At 51.4% G+C, this 13,382-nt stretch carries 11 protein-coding genes; 4 read left to right on the top strand and 7 right to left on the bottom strand.

All coding sequences use genetic code 11. The annotated features are described in order from the left end of the window. Positions 1–305: 305 nt before the first annotated feature. Positions 306–1,739, top strand: coding sequence for a pyridoxal phosphate-dependent aminotransferase (locus EPA93_RS13260; protein ID WP_165423069.1), 1,434 nt, complete (start codon positions 306–308; stop codon positions 1,737–1,739). Between the two features lie 23 nt (positions 1,740–1,762). Next, positions 1,763–2,158 carry a PPOX class F420-dependent oxidoreductase gene (locus EPA93_RS13255; protein WP_129887983.1) on the top strand — a complete coding sequence of 132 codons (396 nt, stop codon included), beginning with the start codon at positions 1,763–1,765 and terminating at the stop codon, positions 2,156–2,158. Positions 2,159–2,238: 80 nt separating this feature from the next. Here the strand turns inward: EPA93_RS13255 and EPA93_RS13250 are convergent, their stop codons facing one another. From EPA93_RS13250 to EPA93_RS13240, 3 genes are all read right to left on the bottom strand, one after another. Beyond that, complete coding sequence (locus EPA93_RS13250; RefSeq protein WP_129887982.1) at positions 2,239–3,750, bottom strand: amidase; 1,512 nt, start codon at positions 3,748–3,750, stop codon at positions 2,239–2,241. 41 nt (positions 3,751–3,791) lie between these two features. After that, positions 3,792–4,232, bottom strand: coding sequence for a PPOX class F420-dependent oxidoreductase (locus EPA93_RS13245; protein ID WP_129887981.1), 441 nt, complete (start codon positions 4,230–4,232; stop codon positions 3,792–3,794). 69 nt (positions 4,233–4,301) lie between these two features. Then, entirely contained in the window at positions 4,302–4,949 is a 648-nt protein-coding gene (locus EPA93_RS13240) for a hypothetical protein (RefSeq protein WP_129887980.1), read from the bottom strand. A 299-nt stretch (positions 4,950–5,248) separates the two neighbouring features. On the opposite strand from EPA93_RS13240, the gene EPA93_RS13235 reads away from it, so the two are divergent. Continuing rightward, positions 5,249–5,869, top strand: coding sequence for a histidine phosphatase family protein (locus tag EPA93_RS13235; RefSeq protein WP_129887979.1), 621 nt, complete (start codon positions 5,249–5,251; stop codon positions 5,867–5,869). Positions 5,870–5,951: 82 nt separating this feature from the next. Here the strand turns inward: EPA93_RS13235 and EPA93_RS13230 are convergent, their stop codons facing one another. The 4 genes from EPA93_RS13230 to EPA93_RS13215 form a co-directional block, all read right to left on the bottom strand. Next, positions 5,952–6,899, bottom strand: coding sequence for an LLM class F420-dependent oxidoreductase (locus tag EPA93_RS13230; RefSeq protein ID WP_129887978.1), 948 nt, complete (start codon positions 6,897–6,899; stop codon positions 5,952–5,954). 207 nt (positions 6,900–7,106) lie between these two features. Then, positions 7,107–10,280: a winged helix-turn-helix domain-containing protein gene (locus EPA93_RS13225; RefSeq protein ID WP_129887977.1), complete on the bottom strand. Its 3,174-nt coding sequence runs from the start codon at positions 10,278–10,280 to the stop codon at positions 7,107–7,109. Positions 10,281–10,411: 131 nt separating this feature from the next. Beyond that, complete coding sequence (locus tag EPA93_RS13220) at positions 10,412–11,362, bottom strand: alpha/beta hydrolase (protein WP_129887976.1); 951 nt, start codon at positions 11,360–11,362, stop codon at positions 10,412–10,414. A gap of 55 nt (positions 11,363–11,417) precedes the next feature. After that, positions 11,418–12,260 carry an aldo/keto reductase gene (locus EPA93_RS13215; RefSeq protein WP_129887975.1) on the bottom strand — a complete coding sequence of 281 codons (843 nt, stop codon included), beginning with the start codon at positions 12,258–12,260 and terminating at the stop codon, positions 11,418–11,420. 227 nt (positions 12,261–12,487) lie between these two features. Here EPA93_RS13215 and EPA93_RS13210 point away from each other — a divergent pair, with 227 nt between their 5' ends. After that, a complete protein-coding gene (locus EPA93_RS13210; protein WP_129894523.1) occupies positions 12,488–13,348 on the top strand; it encodes a helix-turn-helix transcriptional regulator in 861 nt (286 codons plus the stop codon). The last annotated feature ends 34 nt before the right edge of the window (positions 13,349–13,382 follow it).

Raw genomic sequence — 13,382 nt, 5'->3', positions numbered from 1 at the left:
TATTTCTATCTTGTGTATACTCTAGTTTATGCTCACTGTTTTTTAAGAAAAACATGAGTAACCCTTGATAAAAGCTATTTTTCGATATATACTTTTAAAATGGGAGCTATGGTTAATGGAGAAAATAAGATGAAGGATAGTCAAGATGGCTATCTTTCGGCAAGACTTCACCAGGCGGCTGAGGGATGCCGCTCAGTGCCACATAGAAACGTTGCGGACCGAGGCCGTTAGACAAGAGTGCAAACTAGACCGCTAGAATGTGGATTGAATCAGTTCTAGCAAATGAGTTAAGGGGGAGAGAGCATATGCACCATAAGGATGGCTCTGAATGGTCTTCAGGAGGGGCATCATCTTCTCAAAAAGGATACACGCAGGAAAGCAATTTCGAGCAAGCTGCAACCAAGGCTTCTTTTCCCTCCCACCTCTTAGGAGGAGGCATCTCGCCAGATCTTCTAAAAGGAAGAGTTGCGGGGAGAATAGAGAAGCTTCATTTAGTAACGAGAAGAGTACTTACGCAAGAGGCTCGTGAAAGAGGCATTACCTTCCTTGATCTCGGCACCGACTCGTTTTACCCTTTCTTTAAAGACTACACAGCTACCAAACATGCTCTTCAAGCACTAAGTGCTCACGCCTACACAGCGCGCTGGTACCCCTCTTCATTCGGACTCATGCAACTTCGCGAGGAAGCGCAGAGATTCTTTGCCTCGCGCTTTCATGTGCATGTCGATCTCACACGAGAAATTATGGTCTCGGCAGGAGCATCGCAGGCCTTTGACGCGCTTTCGCGTGCATTCAGGGGCGAGTATTTTCTATTGCCAGCCCTGGCCATCAGTACCATTCACACCATAGCTATTGCCAATGGCGCAAAGCCACTACGTGTTCCTCCGCACCCTACTACTGGCTTGCTTGATCTCGCTGCGGCAGCAAACTTGCTTGAGCAGGCGGGTAGACCATCTATACGCTTTATGTATCTCAACTACCCGCACAATCCAACCGGGCAAATAGCATCAAGAACTTTTTTTGAAGAGCTTGTCGCTTTCGCCAGAGAGTTTCATATCTTGCTTGTCCACGACATGGACTCATGGTACTTGATGCACCATTCTCCCAACGCTCCACTCAACATTCTTGAAATTAAGGGGGCAAAAGATGTTGCCATTACCATTCTCTCCTTCAGTAAGGAATTTGGCATTCCCGGAATACGCATAGGCCTGGTTGCCGGCAACGCGGAGGTCATCAATACGTTGCGGATACACAATTCAGAATATAGCGTGATGCTGCCAGAACCCTGCCAGTATGCAGCTATAGAAGCGTTGAAGAACTTTCAGGATAATGAAGAGCGCAAGAACTTAAGCCAATCAATTACAGAAGTTTTGCAATTGAGCATCGAGGCCTGGCAGCGTCTTGGCTGGCCCGCTGAGAAGATCTATCCGCCGCATGCGGGCTATAAATATCTCCTGGCCGTCCCGCCAGCTTTCAAACAGATAGGTGAGGTTAGCGGAGCCGAGTTATTTGATTTCTATATCGCGAAATATGCTTACGTCAAACTTTCAACTTCCCGGGCATTTAACGAAGAGAACAGCGATTACATTCGGGTTATTTTGATGCAAGAAAAAGCTATCATGGAAGAGGTTTTTAAAAGGCTTTCTCAGCTTGGCATCCATTATGATATGGAAATGCCTCCTCATCTTCCGGATATATACGCCAGTACGTTGCAGAATATTGATCTTGCTAACCTATAACTAGAAGAGGAGCAAATATAGCTATGGGCATTCCAATCCCTTCCAGCCACTTAGATCTTCTTCACAAGCCAGTATTAGGCCATTTAGCGACGCTGATGCCTGATGGCAGTCCTCAAATTACCCCCGTCTGGATCGATTACGATGGAACCTATTTGCTGGTGAATACCGCTCAAGGAAGGGTTAAAGACCGCAACATGCGCCAGCGTCCTCAAGTTGCGCTCGATATTGTTGATCCCGCAAATCCCTCGCGCAAAATGATCATCAGAGGACGTGTCTTAGACGTAACGGCAGAAGGCGCAGATGCCCATATAGATAGGCTTTCTCAGCGCTATGTTGGTACAGAGACCTATCCATCTCGGATCCCAGGAGAAATACGCGTTATTGTTAAAATCCTGCCAGAGAAGATTTTTGCAGAATAAGTAGTCATGCATGAGCTTAAATAATGGCGCGTACAATGATATATCAAAGTGGCTGCTTGCGGCGATGCGGGAAGAAGATTTTAGCTTGATCCTCTAAGCTGCTCAAAGGCTCGGGCACAGCGCAAAACTGTCGAATCCTGCCAGCGCCGCCCCACGAGCATCATGCCGATGGGTAATCCCTGGATGATCCCGCAAGGAAGAGTCATGGCCGGATGGCCGGTTGCATTAAATGGGCAGGTGTTTACTGTCAATTTGCCAACCCCGCTCATACGCTCCTCTCTGCTGGCATCCTGGCCAGGCAGTCTTGTTGCTTTTATAGGCACAGTGGGCATCAGCAGAATATCCACCTGTTGCAGAGCATCCTCATAGGCTTTATTGAGCACACGAACAAGATTCTGGGCTCTGGCATAGTAGTATCCATGGTATTGCTTCTGCATATAGTGGCCCAGCAATAGATGCATCTTGGCCATATCGGAAAGGGCATCTATCCTGCTAGCCAATCCGTGGGCAAACGCTTTCAGCAACGAGGTGCCGTAAAAGCCTTTCCAATTTGTGCCCATGCCTTTGCCCTGCATCACTGTCGCTAAGCTCCCCTCAAAATAGAGAGGACAGAGAATTGCTGGCCCTAGACGATGAAGTGGCAGCGACAGAGAAGTCAGTTCTGCGCCCAGTTCTTGAAACTGGAAAGCAGCCTTCCTCACCAGTTCATCGACCTCTGGCTCAGAAAGTCCCGGCCAGGCAAAGCCCTCTTCCACAAGGCCAAGGCGTAATCCTTTTATCTCGCCGGCCAGTGCAGCGCTATAAGCCTCAACCTTGACATCTTTCTGGCGGGGATCAAGGCCATCTTCGCCGGCTATAACCTCTAGAAGTAAGGCCACATCGCTTACCGAAGAGGCAAGCGGCCCTGCATGGTCAAGGGTAAGGTCCAACGAAAAAATACCGGTATAAGGGACAAGTCCATAGGTAGGCTTGAGCCCATAGACTCCACACCAGCTGCTCGGAACCCGAATTGATCCTCCCTGATCGCAGCCAATTGCCATGTCACAGTCGCCAGCCGCGACCAGAACTGCGCTCCCACTCGATGAACCACCCGCTGAATAGTCAAAGTTGTGAGGATTATGTACCGGACCCGTATCAGCGGAATGGCTTCCGGCCGAAAAACAGAGATGTTCACAAACGGCTTTGCCCACAATCTCGCCGCCCGCCTCTAGAATGCGCGCGATAATCGTTGCATCAAAGTCGGGAATATATCCTTCCAGAAGCGCAGAGCCGTTCATCATGGGCACGCCAGCTACACATACATTATCCTTGACGGCAATCAGTTTCCCCGCCAGGCGACCGGATCGGGCCCCCTTGATGGAGCACTTCTGATACCAGGCGTTATAGGGATTTTCGCCAGCGGCTGGACGATAGACGTTTGCCCGCGCATACCTTACTGGCAGCCCAGGTTCTTCTAGCTGATCAAGCACGTCATAAGAAGCCATGACTTTATCAATCTCGGCAAGGAAGAAGGCAAGATCAGCAGCATCACACTGCAGCCCATAGCTGGTGGCAATGGCTAGCAATTGCTCCTTTGTTGGTCTGCTCAGCATAAGGCTTCTCTACTATTATTTCTGTCCGCCGTTTTGAGATATCAATGGCCGGTGGCCTGGCGTGCAGAAGGCAGATATTGTTCGCCATACCACACAACAAGGTGCTCGGGCTCGATCTTGAAAATAACTCGTTTCTCATCTGGCCGTCGCGAACGAAATTCTTTCGATCCAACATAACGCAAGGCCAGGGCATCGACATGCTCTACAGCCCCCTCACTGGTTTCTTCCATCACCCTCCCGCGAATAGCAAGCCAGCGATAAGGATCATCTGGATCAACAATATCGAGGGCAACCTGGGGCCGTTGGCGCATATTTTGCTCTTTCACGCGCCCGACGACGGTATTGACGAGCAAATGAGTTCCATCGTAATCGATCCAGATGGGGGTAACGTGAGGGCTACCATCAGGCATTAGCGTCGCTAAATGTGCCAGGATAGGCTTGCGGAAAAGGTCTAGATGGCTGGTTGGAAGCTGGACACTCATCACAAGTAAATTCCTTTCAGGAGAAGGAGATAACCCAGAACAGCTAGAAAATGAAATTGTTCAAGGCTTTTAGACGGCTACTTTCTCAGTTTGCTGGGAAAGATATATTGTTTTCAGAAATTCAGTAAAGGCGCGCATCTCTTCCCGATATTCTGCAAGCTTCTGGATTTGGACCTCGCGGGGCTCGCAGAGATGAAAATCGGCTGCACCCTGGCTCTCTAAGCGCGTAGTTGTCGAAATGAGATCAAGGATTAAACGCCTATCAAAAAGCACAGGTCGATTTTCGTAAAATTGGGTGAGGTAGTCTATCACTCTCTGGCGCATTGGTACCTGCAACTTTCGTAGCTGATGGCCAATAGCGTGATAGGCATGCCAGGCCTTATGCGATTTCTTCTGGGCTGCAAGCAGTTTTGCATTGCTTGTGAGCTTCTTACGCAGTTTCATAAGCTTCTTCTGCCGTTTTTCTGCCTTTTTGTGCAGCTTTATCTGTTCCGTCTTTAGCTTTTGTATGATGTCATCGGAGGCAGAAAAATTAATCCAGGGGTAACGTACGTCGCCATCGTCTCTGGTTATATGGCCAGCACATGACATCGTGGTGGTAATACCTAAAGCATTTAAGGCAACAACAGTCTCAAATATCTCATCGTCAATAGGCATGCCAAGGCCATCAGAGACTGAGCAAAAATGTTTTATGAGGTCGTCCCAATGCTGATCCATATATCCTCCTTTTTGCTTCATACCTACTATTTGCCAGTGGAGTTTGTCCAGGAGCATTTTGTACGCCGTAACCATCGCATCTGTATAGCTCCATTGTCACAATCATACAATAAATATGTTTCAAATACAAAAATACTTATTGGAAGATTCGATCTTTTCAGCTATCAGATGTATGCTCAAATCTAGATCCGTTGCCCCTAAGCTTGACAGTACATTTCTGTTGCTATATAGTATCCGCACACGATGTATCCATATACGATGTATCCGACACCGATACTATAAAAAGGAGCTTGGCAAGAATGACGCATCTCTACTTTATCCGTCATGGTGATTATCTCGAAGATGTGATGCAAGGTACCTATCAGGATCTAGGCCTCTCATCCGATGGCATCGGCCAGATGGAACGCCTACGAGATCGCCTATACAAGACAGGCGAAATTAAAGCCGATGTGTTTATCAGCAGCCCCATGCGGCGAGCGAAAGAGTCAGCGGGGATATTGGCGCCGGCCTTCAACTTACCAATCACTTTTGATAAAGGCCTTGAAGAATGGACCTGCGATGATGGTACCATGCCTCCCGACGAGTTTTCTGCCCTTTGGCGGCAGGTTACTGAAGAGCAGAAGCCTTTTTATCGTTTCATGGAGGGCTATGAGACCTGGGTTGAATTTTCTGGGCGGGTCCACGCGGCCCTCAATCGTCTACTTCAGGAACACAAAGGAGCAACGATAGTACTGCTAAGCCACGGAGGAGTTATCGCTGCCTCGTTTAGCTATTTCTTCGGCCTGAGCACTGCAATACCAGCCCGCGTCTCCCTTAGTGCCAAGCACGCCTCTATTACGCACTGGTCACAGGCAGAGAACTCACATAGTTGGACGCTGGAATATTTTAACGATCACCATCATTTATTACCTGCTCTATAGGAGAGGTATGCACCCGGCTCCCGTTGTAGCACGTAGAGCCGGGCCTTAACCTTAAACAGCTGGCGGCAAGGCAGCGATCCTGCTAGCCAATAAATTCTCTTGCAAACATTCGTATTCCGTCCAACTGCGGCATATCAAAGAAGCGTATAATCAACTCCTGCACTCCGGCATCTTCATATTCTTTCAGGCGTTTGCGAATCGTCTCAGGGCTACCAACCATCCCCAGGTTAATACGATCAGGGAAGTGGGTACGCACATAGGCCGGAATGCTGGCCTGAGCCCCTTCATCTGTAGCTCCGATTGCGCAAAACGTTGAGGTGGTGCGATAAATATGCTCATAGTCGCGGCCAAGCGCCTCGCAATGCGCTTTGAGCACCGCCAGCTTCTGCTTCACTTCCTCGGCGTTGCTGCCGACATTGCAGCCATCAGCATACTGAGCAACCAGCTTGAGCGTAACCTTCTCGCCATCGCCACCGATCAGGAGCGGAATTTGAGGTTTCTGCACGCCTTTAGGCTGATTAATCGCTCCGCTGATTTGATAATGTTTCCCTGCGAAGCTTGCCTCTTCCTGCGTCCACATAGCTAGAATGATCTGTACGGCCTCCCGCAGTTGACGCAGGCGCTCCGGTCCGGCGGGAAATTCATAGCCATAGGCCCTGAATTCGTGTTCATACCAACCAGCGCCGATCCCAAAGCTTAGCCTTCCATGTGAAATGACATCAAGGGTACTGGCCATCTTGGCCAGCAGCGCAGGATTTCGATAGCCATTGCAGCTGACCATCTGACCGATGCGAATGCGTTTTGTATCGCGGGCCAGCGCCGCTGCCGTGGTCCAGCACTCAAACGTCAACTCCTGTAAGGGCCGAGGGATCGTATGTAAGTGATCTACCAGGTACGCCGAAGTAAAGCCTACCTCATCTGCTGTTTGCGCCGCGCGAGACAGCGCCTCGTAGGCCTCAACCGGGTCCTTAACACTCATTAGATCCAACGTCCAGCCCTGTGGCAACAACAGCCCAAATTTCAAAGCCATAAATAGCAGCCTCTTTCTTATCTCAAGGCAGGGAAATTCATGGGAACGAAGGAGATAGCCGAATCTGATTTTATAGTGCTTCCATTACAGCGGCATGTGACTACTCATCCGTCCTCCCTGCCACCTTTTCTCTTGCCTAGAAGATACAAGCTTTCTGCGCATAGCACAGTAGCCGAAAGGATACCAGAGAGGAGTATTTCGCAGAGGCTAGAGTATACCATGCTTGCGCGCATTGGCAATGGCCTGCACTCTGTTCTCGGCCTCTAGCTTGCCCAGAAGGTTGGCTACATGCTTCTTAGCGGTTGCCAACGAAATGATTAGCTGGTTGGCGATCTCCTGGTTTGTCTTGCCTTGTTCCAGAAGATGCAAAACCTCTAGCTCACGGGCCGTAAGCGGCGAAAGTAAGCCCGAGACAATTGTCTGGGATGCGAAGGAACTGGCGCGCGCTGTCGGGAGAGCTTGCTGCTCGAAGGCTGCCAACAAAGTTCTTACAGAAGCTCCCAACGAAGCTTCCCTGGCGTGCTCCTCCTGCTGAACTGTTGTCGCGAGAAGGCTCTGAAGCACATGCTGCAAATATGGACCTGCGTCAAGATAGATGCGCAGGTAGTCAGCAGGCCGTGCCAGGCGAAGCAAGCGAAGTGCTGTCTCTCTGGCCTGTGCATCCTCTCCATTTGCCTGCAGGGCTACTACCTGGAAGGCAAGCGTCTGTACAATATACCAGGCGCTCTCGTTTTGTTCCGCCCTGGTAAGCAGTCGATGCAGGAGCTGTCTGGCCTCCTCATTTCTTTGCAGGGCCAGCAGAACGCGCGCCAGAGCCAGGGTTTCTGCATATTCTTCGTTGTCGAGGCGGCTAAAAACCTGAAAATCGAGCTCATAATGATCGGCCCAGGCCGCAGCGGCGGTAAGCTCACCCCGCGCAAGCCAGAGAAACGCACGAGCAGCCGTTACCAGGCGTCGCTGGTGTTTCCACTGACTTGCTCGGCTCAGGCGTTCAGCCTCATCTAATGCCTGCTCCGCTTCTCGCCATTCTCCCTTGACAAGTAGAATGCGTATTAATTGGGCATAGCTGGCTATCTGTATGTCAGTATGTTGCCAGGTACGCGCAAATTGTAGGGCGGCATCCAGATGGCTTCGCGCCTCCGCAAGCTGGTTCCAGGCCCAATGCAGCTCTGCCAGGCGCAGGTGAATGTAGCCAAACATGGACCTGGCCTTTCCCATTTGCAACAAACGCTCTAACGCCTCTCTGACAATTTGATAGGCCCGTTGCAATTGCCCCGCGTCCCGATAAGCCTCGCCAATCTGCTCCATCAGCCAGACCGCCTCATAGGGCTGAGGCTCCTTCTCAGCTTGCTGTCTCAAGTCAGATAGCATAGGCAGCAGAGCACGCGCATTCGCAGCTTTAACAAGCAGGTGGTGGACTGGCAGCATTTTCCACACGACACTCTCGTCTCTTGCCAGTTCCTGCAATTGGGAGCTCAGAAGCCTCATTTGAGCCACATTCTCCTGAAGAATGGCTGCTCTGCTAGCCATCCAGGTATAGAGCAGATCCAGGCGGTTTTGTAGCGATCTCAGCGCTGGCTCCGTCCTGAACGCAGCTCCTTGAGCCTGCAATTGGGCTGCCAGGGGAACAAGAACCAGCTCAGCCTCGGCTACGGCCTGCTGCCAGGCCTCATCAGGAGAATAGAAGCTTTGATATAAGATTTGCAGGGCGGTTGTCAGAGCAAGGTCGGCATGGGCTAATAATATGGCTTCGGGCAAACTTTTAATCCAGCCATAGAGCTGTGAGACCCCTCCATTGAAGCACATATACGCGGCTGATTGCTCCATAAGTTCAGCCGCAAAGACATAAGCGCTTCCGGCAAGCGCATGGGTAATTGCCTCATGTATATTACCCTGTTGGGCATACCAGTCAGCTGCTCGCCTATGCAAAACAGGGATACGTTCTGGATAGAGCGCTTGCAAGCGTGCCAGCAACACATCGCGAAAAAGGCTATGAAAACGGTACCAGCGCCGCTCTCCATCAAGGGGAATGAGGAAGAGATTTGCGCTTTCCAGGGTAAGCAGCATCTGCTGGCAGACCTGGATACTGTTTTCCACGGTTACTGCCTGGCAGAGTGGAGCATGCAGACGTGCTAGAATGGCTGTGTGGATGAGAAAATCCTGCAACTCTGGAGACTGGCGCTCCAGGATCTCTTCCTGCATATATTCCAGGATAAAACGCTGGTTGCCGCTCAATTGCTGGACAAACGCAGTATAATTCTCCCGCGTACGCATCGCAAGGGCTGCCAGTTGCAGGCCAGCAATCCAACCCTCAATGCGCTGCTCCAACACATCAATCTCTACCCTGGCCAGGGGACGCTCCATGGCTCGCGCAAAGAAGTGCTCTGCTTCTGCCCGCGTAAAGCGTAAATCCTTGTCTCGCAGTTCGACAAGCTGGCTCCTTGCCCGCAAACGGGGCAGGGCCAGTTGTGGATTACTGCGTCCAGCCAGAATCAAATGCAGCCTGGCGGGAAGATGCTCCAGTAAGTATTGAATACTGCTAATGATATCTGGGTCATTGATGACATGAAAATCATCAAGGATGAGCACAATCTCTTTCTGAGTGGCGGCCAGATCGTTAATAAAACTTGCAAGGATGGTTGCCAGGGATGGAGGACTCGGAGCTTGCAGCATGCTCCGCGCTGTTTCTGCCGCCGCTGGCTCAACGATACGCAAGGCGGCTACAACATAATTCCAGAAACTGGCGGGATCGTTGTCCTGTTCTTCAAGCGAGAGCCAAGCGACAAGCTGGCCAGAAGCTCGCTTGCGTGCGGCCCACGTGGAAAGCAAGGTTGTTTTGCCACTGCCGGCCGCAGCTGAGAGCAGACCTAGACGATGAGAAAGTACCGCATCCAGGTCCTTGAGCAAACGTTCCCGCTCTACTAACAAAGCAGGAAGTTGGGGAGGAAAGAGTTTTGTGGCGAGCAGAACGTCTCGCCTCTCGGGCAAGCGATTGGAAAAAGGCCACCGTGGCTCTTTAGGAGCAGCTCGCATTGTTTGCGTGGGCAGCTTTATAGCGATTTCACGTTTACTTATGAGGTCAGTGGCCACCTGCTCTAAGCGCGAAAACGTGGCACTTCGCCCTAGATAGCGCTTACGCGTGCGCCGGGCCTGCCTGCTATAGGCATACCAATACCCTGTTCCCCTTGGCCTGGCTTCCTTGACGATACTGAGATGACCCGCGCGACCCTCAAAGGCAAATGCTCTATTCTCCTGCATCCAGGCGAGCCAGGCTGGCTCATCTTCCTGGCGAAAAGAGCGATAGAGCTGGCCGCCTGTTTTAAGCTCATAACACTGCAGTTCCTCTGACCAGATGAGCGCATGTAAGGCTGGCTTCGGCATAAACCCTCGGCAGTTGTGTGTTCCCGCATATCGATTACCCAACTTCTGAAGCACCCAACATTGCCAAGTATAGCAAAGATAAAAATGCTATACAAGAGACCTAAGCTTTCTTGTGCTCAGCCTCCTTTTGCCTATCCACAACGCCGGCCTTCTCTCAAGGCCTCTTGCAAGAACGTACCAACCTGCTGACGAGCTTTCCTTCCCTGCTCAAAGACCCCCGCTAAGAGCACAAAAGCATGCATCATTCCCTCATAACGGGTGAGAGAAACTTCTACGCCAGCCTCTTTTAAACGCATAGCATACAGCTCAGCACCATCGCGAGTCGGATCATATTCAGCTGTGATGATGAGTGCAGGCGGAAGCCCCCGCAGATCGCTGGCGAGAACAGGTGCGACTCTCGCATCTTTGCCATCAAAACCACTGGGTAGATATTGTTGATAGTACCAGGGCATATCCTTCCCGCTTAAGAAGTAGCCTTCGGCATACGCGGTGTATGAGCTGCTGGCAGGCTGGTAATAATCAAGTACAGGATAGATAAGCGCCTGGCAGGTTACAGAAAATGCGCCTCGCTCGCGTGCCTCCAGCGCTACGCCAGCCGCAAGATTACCCCCTGCACTATCTCCACCCACGGCGATACGCGTAGGGTCCGCGCCTAGCTTATCAGCATGCCTTGCTGCCCACTCTGTCACCGCATAGGCATCCTCAAAGGCGGCAGGAAAAGGATTTTCAGGCGCCAGGCGATAATCCACGGATATAACAATACTGTTAGCGGTATTGGCAAGCGTTCGGCACAAAGAATCATGGGTTTCCAGATTACAGACGACCCATCCTCCGCCATGAAAGTAGACAAGCACAGGAAACGGCCCTGTCCCAGCGGGCGTATAGATCCGCAAGGGAAGAGGGCCACCAGGCCCCGGAATCTTCACCTGCTCTACCTTACTGACAACTACAGGTTCACCAGTAAGAGGAATGATCTCGTCATCGCCAGCTCTAAGCTGAGTGGCGGATAAGTGCGAGAGTGCTGGCCTGGCCTGGGCATGCAATTGTTCCATTAGGGCTCGGGCTTGTGGATCGAGTGGCATATAAAACTCCTTCTCTTGTTTTAAAGAATCGTCACTAAGTTAGCTTCAGGTTTCTCTATTCATCCCAGGCTGCCCAATCAGGCGCCCAGGATGGATCATAGATGCGTAGGCCGCGCTCCAGGCTGGCAATCTGCTGGTGCTCGCCTTCGCTCAAGGAAAAGTCAAAAATCTCAAAGTTGCTCACGCGGTTTGCGGCACTGGCGGCCTTGGGGATCACTGCAACTTGTTCCTGATCCAGAAGCCAGCGTAAGACAACCTGCCCCACAGATTTGCTATGGGCACGCGCAATTTTTGCCAGCACAGGATCTTTTAGGACCCGTCCATTGGCAAGAGGAGCATAGGCAGTAAACAGGAGATTATGAGCTCTTGCCATCGCCAGGAGTTTCTCTTGAGCCAGGTACGGATGATACTCAACCTGATTACAGAACAGCGGAGCCAGTTCAATGGCCTGGCGTAAGAGCCCGGGTGGAAAATTACTTACGCCCAGCTGATGGATCTTCCCTTCCTCACGCAGGCGGGTCATCATGTGCAGCGTCCCGGCAAGCGGCTCGCTCGGTTGAGGCCAGTGCAATAACAACAAATCAATATATTCTGTGCCAAGTTGGCGCAGCGATTCCTCAGTTGCCTGCCGCAGCCGTCCCGGAGCAAAATTACTGATCCAGACTTTCGTTGTGAGAAAGATCTCTTGGCGCGGAACCTGGCTAGAGGCCAGTCCTTTACCAACGGCCGCTTCATTGCCATAGGCCTGAGCCGTATCAATGTGCCGATAGCCTATATCAAGGGCGTGCTGTACCGCTCTTGTACAAGCCGCCCCCACTATTTCATAAGTGCCCAATCCCAGCCTGGGCACAGTTGTTCCTCGGAGCGTCAGCGTGGCAGAATCGTTACTTTTATGCATCGTATATTCCTCACCTCTTTAAATGCTTAGGGTTGTATTTGATAAATGTTCAAGGCTTCTCTTGTCTGTATAAGCCGAGCCTCTACAACAGCCTTGCTTAGATAAGTGTCCAATCACTTCTATTCAGGTGGAGAAAAGGATATACTAATAGACAGCCTGAAACCAGGAGAGCCACGATCATATGACTGGCACTCCTATGTTTCATTAGCGATCAGAGGGACATCATGATGAAACAGCAAGAGAAACAACGTTACCAGGAACTTGGCGATTTTCTACGCACGCGACGAGCGCGAATCTCTCCAGAACAGGTGGGGCTGCCACGTGGAATACGGCGACGCACGCCGGGCCTCAGACGCGAGGAAGTGGCCCAACTGGCAGGTGTTAGTGTGGATTGGTACACCTGGCTAGAGCAGGGGCGAGAAATTACTGTTTCAACGCAGGTATTGGAGAGCCTGGCCCGAGCGCTTCATTTAGCCGCTGATGAACGCGTCCATCTTTTTCTCCTGGCTCATCAGCAGCTACCACTTGAGAGACCGGCGCTGGAAGAGACGGTCAGTCCGACCTTGCAACACTTTCTTGACCATCTTGGCACCAGTCCGGCCTATGTATCAGGGCAGCGCTGGGATATTATTGCCTGGAATGAGGCGGCATGTGCGGTATTCGGTGATTTCCGCGCGATGAGGGGCCGGGAGCGCAACGCTGTCTGGCGAACTTTCACATCAGCAACGCATCGTCAACTTCTTGTAGATTGGGAAGGGCACGCCCGCAAACTCCTGGCCCAGTTTCGCGCCAGTTTTGGCCGCATGCTGGGAGATCCGCAGCTAACGGAGCTTATTAACGATCTGTTGACAGCCAGCGCAGAATTTCGCTTGTGGTGGCCCGATCACGAAATCCTGGGTACGCCCGAAGGGCAGAAAGCCCTTAATCATCCCCAGGTAGGCTTTCTCCTCCTGGAGCATCTTACTTTCCAGGTCTACGATGCGCCAGAGCTCAAAGTCACGGTATATACACCTATCAACGAGGCGGATACTCCTCGCAAATTGCAGCAACTCCTCACCGAGGGACCACGCGTTCCGCTTGGCTTTTAACGGGCCATAGAATCTGTATTACCCTACCCAATGT

The sequence above is a fragment of the Ktedonosporobacter rubrisoli genome, assembly GCF_004208415.1.
GTDB classification, from domain to species: Bacteria; Chloroflexota; Ktedonobacteria; order Ktedonobacterales; family Ktedonobacteraceae; genus Ktedonosporobacter; species Ktedonosporobacter rubrisoli.
This window is presented reverse-complemented; position numbering and strand designations above follow the sequence as displayed.

Excerpts from the sequence above, each read along its gene's own strand:
- EPA93_RS13260 (WP_165423069.1), top strand. The coding sequence starts at position 306 with ATGCACCATAAGGATGGCTCTGAATGGTCTTCAGGAGGGGCATCATCT.
- EPA93_RS13245 (WP_129887981.1), bottom strand. The coding sequence starts at position 4,232 with ATGAGTGTCCAGCTTCCAACCAGCCATCTAGACCTTTTCCGCAAGCCT.
- EPA93_RS13250 (WP_129887982.1), bottom strand. The coding sequence starts at position 3,750 with ATGCTGAGCAGACCAACAAAGGAGCAATTGCTAGCCATTGCCACCAGC.
- EPA93_RS13220 (WP_129887976.1), bottom strand. The coding sequence starts at position 11,362 with ATGCCACTCGATCCACAAGCCCGAGCCCTAATGGAACAATTGCATGCC.
- EPA93_RS13210 (WP_129894523.1), top strand. The coding sequence starts at position 12,488 with ATGAAACAGCAAGAGAAACAACGTTACCAGGAACTTGGCGATTTTCTA.
- EPA93_RS13230 (WP_129887978.1), bottom strand. The coding sequence starts at position 6,899 with ATGGCTTTGAAATTTGGGCTGTTGTTGCCACAGGGCTGGACGTTGGAT.
- EPA93_RS13235 (WP_129887979.1), top strand. The coding sequence starts at position 5,249 with ATGACGCATCTCTACTTTATCCGTCATGGTGATTATCTCGAAGATGTG.
- EPA93_RS13240 (WP_129887980.1), bottom strand. The coding sequence starts at position 4,949 with ATGGATCAGCATTGGGACGACCTCATAAAACATTTTTGCTCAGTCTCT.
- EPA93_RS13255 (WP_129887983.1), top strand. The coding sequence starts at position 1,763 with ATGGGCATTCCAATCCCTTCCAGCCACTTAGATCTTCTTCACAAGCCA.
- EPA93_RS13225 (WP_129887977.1), bottom strand. The coding sequence starts at position 10,280 with ATGCCGAAGCCAGCCTTACATGCGCTCATCTGGTCAGAGGAACTGCAG.
- EPA93_RS13215 (WP_129887975.1), bottom strand. The coding sequence starts at position 12,260 with ATGCATAAAAGTAACGATTCTGCCACGCTGACGCTCCGAGGAACAACT.